Source organism: Kitasatospora sp. NPDC091257 (assembly GCF_044757675.1).
GTDB lineage: Bacteria > Actinomycetota > Actinomycetes > Streptomycetales > Streptomycetaceae > Kitasatospora > Kitasatospora lactacystinica.
This window is the reverse complement of sequence record NZ_JBIVVI010000634.1, coordinates 1-5,322: the sequence shown is the minus strand read 5'-3', so window position 1 is coordinate 5,322 and position 5,322 is coordinate 1. Positions and strand designations below refer to the sequence as shown.

Below are 5,322 nucleotides of genomic sequence, written 5' to 3'. Positions count from 1 at the left end.
CCCTCCCGGCCCTTTCCGGGCCCACCTGGGCCCACCCGGGCCCGACGGCCGTACAACGCTTCGGCGCTGTGCGGCCGTTCGCGTCCGGGGCGTACCGGCCCTACGCGTCCCGGCGCCGGTACGCCCCGGCCCGGGCCGCCGCCTCGGCGGCCTCCGCCGCACGGTCGGCGGACGCCTCGTCCAGCGGCTCCGCGGTGGTGAGCATCCGGTAGTAGAGCGGCGCCGAGACCGCCCGGACGACCTCGGACCCGTCGGTGTCCGGCGGGAGTTCGCCGCGCTCGACGGCCGCGGTGACGCACGGCGCCCACTCCTCGACCCGGCGCCGGTAGAAGTGCCGCAGGGCCTCGGCCGCGTCCGGGTCGCAGGTCGCCGCCACGATGACGGCGCGGAAGAGCGCGCCCTGCCGGGGGTCGGCCAGGGTGCGCTGGACGAGCCGGGCGTTGGCCCGCAGGTCCCCGGCGAGGGAGCCGCTGTCGGTGCGCGGCAGCGACTGCTCGGCCATCTCCGCGAGCAGGTCCGCGACCAGGGCGGTGGTGCTGCCCCAGCGGCGGTAGACGGTGGTGCGGCCGACCTCGGCCCGCTGGGCGATGTCGCCGAGGTCGAGGCCGCTGAAGCCGTGCTCGACCAGGGCGTCCTCGGCGGCGCGCAGGACGGCGGCGCGGACCCGGGCGGTCCGGCCGCCGGGGCGGACCGTGCCGGGCGTGGAGGGCTCGGGCGTGGAGGGCTCGACGGCCATTAACGGGATTCCTGTTCCATTAGAAGCATGGGGTCTGCTAGGTTCAGAGCATCCTAACGGAACGGGAGTCCCATTAGGGGCTCCGAGGGGAGAACCGTCATGACCATCGCCACCGACATGGAGTACCGCAGGCTCGGCGCGTCCGGGCTCAAGGTGCCCGCGCTCAGTCTCGGCACCGGCACCTTCGGCGGCCGCGGCCCGCTGTTCGGCGCCTGGGGTACCACCGACGTCCAGGAGGCCCGTCGGCTGCTCGACATCGCCATCGACGCCGGCGTCACCCTCTTCGACACCGCCGACGTCTACTCCGACGGCGCCTCCGAGGAGGTGCTCGGCCAGGCGATCCGCGGCCGCCGCGACCAGGTGCTGATCTCCACCAAGGCCGGACTGCCCACCGGCGACGGCCCGCAGGACGCCGGAACCTCCCGCGCCCGGCTGGTGCGGAGCGTGGACGACGCGCTGCGCCGCCTCGGCACCGACCACCTGGACCTCTTCCAGCTGCACGCCTACGACGCCGGCACCCCGATCGAGGAGGTGCTCGCGACCCTGGAGGACCTGGTCCGGGCCGGCAAGATCCGCTACACCGGCGTCTCCAACTTCTCCGGCTGGCAGCTGATGAAGTCCCTCGCCCTCGCCGACCGGCACGGCCGCCCCCGGTACGCCGCCCACCAGGTCTACTACTCGCTCGTCGGCCGCGACTACGAGTGGGAGCTGATGCCGCTCGCCCGGGAGGAGGGCGTCGGGGCCCTGGTCTGGAGCCCGCTCGGCTGGGGCCGGCTCACCGGGAGGATCCGCCGCGGGCAGCCGCTCCCGGACGGCAGCCGGCTGCACGAGACCGCCGACTACGGCCCGCCGGTGGAGGACGAGCTGCTGTACCGGGTGGTCGACGCGCTGGACGAGGTCGCCGCCGAGACCGGCCGCACCGTCCCCCAGGTGGCGATCAACTGGCTGCTGCGCCGTCCGACCGTCTCCTCGGTCATCATCGGCGCCCGCAACGAGGAGCAGCTGCGCCAGAACCTCGGCGCGGTCGGCTGGGCGCTGACGGAGGACCAGGTGGCCCGGCTGGACGCGGCGAGCGCGCGCACCGCGCCGTACCCGTACTTCCCGTACCGCCGGCAGGAGGCCTTCGCCCGGCTCAACCCGCCCGTCGCGGGCTGACCGGTCTCGCGGGCCGAGCGGCGCGGGGGCGAAGCGGTGCGGAAGCGGCGCGTGGGCCCCGGCCCGGGAGATGTCCGGGCCGGGGCCGGACCGGCTGCTGCGGGGCGGCGGTCGGCCCCACGCCGGTGGCTGCGGTGGTGGCTGCGGCGGCGGTGGCGACGGTGGCCCTCAGGCCTGCCGCCGGTGCCAGGCGGCGAGGAGTTCGGCCTCCCGCTCCGGGGTCAGGGCGTCCGGCAGGGGCTCGAACGGCCGGATGTCGCGGGCGGTCTCGGCCACCGGGCGGAGGGTCAGGCCGGTGGTGAGGGCGGCGGCCGGATCGGCGGTGCTGGTGGCGCGGATCTCCGGGGCGGCGGGCCACAGCGGCAGGGCACGCTCCGGGACGCCGGCGGCGCGCAGGAAGTCCTCGGACACCCAGGTGAGGGTGGTGCCGGGCGGGGCGACCGCGGCGGCGACGGCGTCCAGCAGGTCGCCCATGCCGAACGGCGGCGGCGTGGCGGCGTGGTAGGCGCCGCAGGCGCCCTGTGCGAGGAGGCCGAGCATCCAGGCGGTGAGGTCGCGGACGTCGACCACCTGGAGCGGCGCGTCCGGCCGGCCGGGGGCGAGCACCTCGCCGCCCCGGGCGAGGCGCTGCACCCAGTGGTCGAAGCGGTGGGTGTAGTCGCGGGGGCCGATCACGTACGTCGGGCGGATCAGCAGCGTCTCCGGGTCGAAGGCCTCCCGGGCGGCACGCTCGCACTGGACCTTGAGGACGCCGTAGCTCTCGGCGGTGACCTCCGCGGCCTCCGGGCCGTCGGCGGGGAGCAGCGGGGAGTCCTCGGCGAAGCCCGGGGCGGCCGGGGCGTCGTACACCGAGAGCGAGGAGACCAGCAGGTAGCGCCCGGCCGCGCCGGGATCGAGAGCGGCTGCCAACTCCCGTACCTGGCGCGGGAAGTAGGCACAGAGGTCGACGGTGGCGTCCCAGCTGCGGCCGCGCAGCGCGGACAGGTCGGCGTCGCGGTCGGCGATCAGGTGGGTGGCGTCCGGGAGCAGCCCGGCGCCGGAACGGCCGCGGTGCAGCACCGTGACCTCGTGCCCGGCTGCCAGGGCCGCCTCGGCGAAGTGGAAACCGATGAAGCGGGTGCCGCCGATGACCAGAATGCGCATTCGGACATCGTGCCAGCCCGCCCCGCGCCGGGGCCAATCGGTGCGCGATCGTTGCTCACGTTGTGCTTGGGGTGGTTGGGTCGGGGCGGATGTGCGGGGTTCCGGCGGGAAGCGTGTTCGACGGTCAACGGCGTGGGAGGGCGACGATCGGCTGCTGCGAGGCGTGGTCGGACGGTCCCCGCTGGTCAGCCGGGTGCGGGCGAGGGCCGGCCGAACGGTCGTGACGGCCTCGTAACGCCTGATGACGGGTCAAAGTTCCCTGTTCCCCGGCGAACTTGTGTGAAGTCCCTTTAAGCTCCCGTTAACAATGGCGGCTTTCCGCCACTCTCGAACTCGCTCATGAGGTCGGGCGGCAGGCCCAACTTGACGATGAGAGCAGGGATGACGACGACAAGTGAACGAACCGCCGGTGCCGCGCGCGGCCCCGGCGGGCGGCGGACGGGCCCACCCGGCCGCCGTGCCGCGGGCCTTCGCACCGCGGGCGGCGCGGTGACGCTGGCCGTGCTGGCCGGATCCTGGTCCCTGGCGGCGGCCCCTCCGGCCTTCCCCCAGACCGGTGACGGCACGGTGGCGGTCCACGTGATCCGGGCCGTGGACACCGACGGTGTGTGGACGCCCGGGCTGGAATCGGGCATGGCGGGCGTGAAGGTGACGCTCACCGACGAGGCCGGGGCCTCCGTCGAGGGCACCACGGCGGCGGACGGCACGGTGACGCTGGCACCGGCCGCGAGCAAGCTGACCGGCGGCAAGTACCGGGTCCAGGTGGTGAATCCGAAGCCGGGCGTGCTCTACCCGGCCTTCGCCTCCCGCGAGGGCCTGGACGGCGGGGCGAACAAGCTGAGCTCCAACGAGGAGTTCGTCGACCTCTCCGGCGGCAAGAAGGTGGAGATCACCACCGGGCTCTGGAGCCCGGGTGACTACTGCCAGAAGAACGCGCCGCTGGTGTCGACCTGTCAGAACCCGCCCCGGGAGGGCGACGCCCAGCACACGCTGGTGTCCTTCCCGTACGAATCCCGCGGAACGGCCGGTGCCGACTTCACCCTGACCGACGTGGCCACGGCCGGGCAGACCGGGAACCTGTACGGCATCGCCTGGAACAAGGCCGACCGGCGGGTGTTCTCCTCGGCCCAGGCCAAGCGGACCACCAGCTACGGCCCCGGCGGCCCGGGCGGGATCTACGTCACCGACTGGGCGACGAAGAAGACCACGCTGTTCGCCACCGTCCCGGACGCGGGCACCACCCCGCACAGCCCGGGCAACGACGACGACTTCCTGGCCGCGGCGGGCAAGGAGAGCCTCGGCGGCATCAAGATCACCGACGACGGCAAGGACCTCTTCGTCGTCAACCTGCACGACCGCAAGCTCTACCGCTACGACGCCACCGCGGCGACGGCGGCCACGCCCAAGGCCGCCTACGCCATCCCGGACCCGGGCTGCCCGGCGCCGGGGGACTGGCGTCCGTACGGCCTCGGCCTCCAGGACGGCGCCGGCTTCCTCGGCGGCGTCTGCTCGGGCGAGTCCACCGGCAAGGCCTCGGACCTGCGGGCCGTGGTGCTGCCGTTCGACCTGGCCACCGGCGCGTTCAAGTCGGCGGTGCTGAACCAGCCGCTCGACTACCCGCGCGGCAACACGGTCGGCACCCCGTGCCCCGGCTCCAGCTGGTTCCCGTGGCAGGACACCTTCCCGACCACCCAGAACGGCCATGCCTGCGGGGCCAACTACCTGGCCAACCCCGAGCCGGCGGTGGCCGAGATCGCGTTCGAGACCGACGGCTCGATGCTGCTCGCCTTCCGGGACCGCTTCGGCGACCAGTCGGCGGCCGGCCCGACGGCCGGCCAGGGCTCCATGGTCCTGCCCGGTGGTGACCTCCTCAAGGCCTGCCCGGTGAACGGCACCTACGTGCTGGACACCAACCTGGGCTGCGGGTCCACCACCCGGGGCCAGCGGTTCTTCGACAACAGCCGGATCGGCCACAACAACCCCGCCAACGCCGGGATGGCGTTCTCGAAGGTCGAGGACTCCATCGCGATCTCGGGCTACGACAGCGACAGCAAGGCCTTCGGCTACGGCAGCGCCTTCCAGAAGCGCGACGGCAAGGCGGACGGCGGCGTGCGGCTCAACACGGCCCCGGGCGTCCCGCCGTTCGGCAAGGGCGCCGCGATGGGCGACCTGGAGGTGCTCTGCGACCAGGCGCCGCTCCAGATCGGCAACCGGGTCTGGTACGACCCCGAGCGCAGCGGCCTCCAACTGCCGGGCCAGAAGCCGGTTCCGGGTGCCACCGTCCACCT

General features: G+C 74.2%; 4 protein-coding genes. 2 read left to right on the top strand and 2 right to left on the bottom strand.

Going from position 1 to position 5,322, the window contains the following annotated elements:
- Positions 1-100: 100 nt before the first annotated feature.
- Positions 101-736, bottom strand: a complete 636-nt coding sequence (locus ACIQOV_RS26110; RefSeq protein ID WP_401052402.1) for a TetR/AcrR family transcriptional regulator — start codon at positions 734-736, stop codon at positions 101-103.
- A gap of 117 nt (positions 737-853) precedes the next feature.
- Here ACIQOV_RS26110 and ACIQOV_RS26105 point away from each other — a divergent pair, with 117 nt between their 5' ends.
- The gene (locus ACIQOV_RS26105) at positions 854-1,891 is read left to right on the top strand and encodes an aldo/keto reductase (RefSeq protein WP_401052404.1); all 1,038 of its coding nucleotides are present in this window, start codon (positions 854-856) and stop codon (positions 1,889-1,891) included.
- A 168-nt stretch (positions 1,892-2,059) separates the two neighbouring features.
- Here ACIQOV_RS26105 and ACIQOV_RS26100 read toward each other — a convergent pair whose 3' ends face one another.
- Complete coding sequence (locus ACIQOV_RS26100) at positions 2,060-3,034, bottom strand: NAD-dependent epimerase/dehydratase family protein (protein ID WP_401052400.1); 975 nt, start codon at positions 3,032-3,034, stop codon at positions 2,060-2,062.
- A gap of 381 nt (positions 3,035-3,415) precedes the next feature.
- On the opposite strand from ACIQOV_RS26100, the gene ACIQOV_RS26095 reads away from it, so the two are divergent.
- The coding region (locus ACIQOV_RS26095; RefSeq protein WP_401052398.1) for a hypothetical protein at positions 3,416-5,322 on the top strand (1,907 nt) is incomplete at its 3' end.

Coding starts and splice junctions, on each gene's coding strand:
- ACIQOV_RS26110 (WP_401052402.1), bottom strand. CDS start 736: ATGGCCGTCGAGCCCTCCACGCCCGAGCCCTCCACGCCCGGCACGGTC.
- ACIQOV_RS26100 (WP_401052400.1), bottom strand. CDS start 3,034: ATGCGCATTCTGGTCATCGGCGGCACCCGCTTCATCGGTTTCCACTTC.
- ACIQOV_RS26105 (WP_401052404.1), top strand. CDS start 854: ATGGAGTACCGCAGGCTCGGCGCGTCCGGGCTCAAGGTGCCCGCGCTC.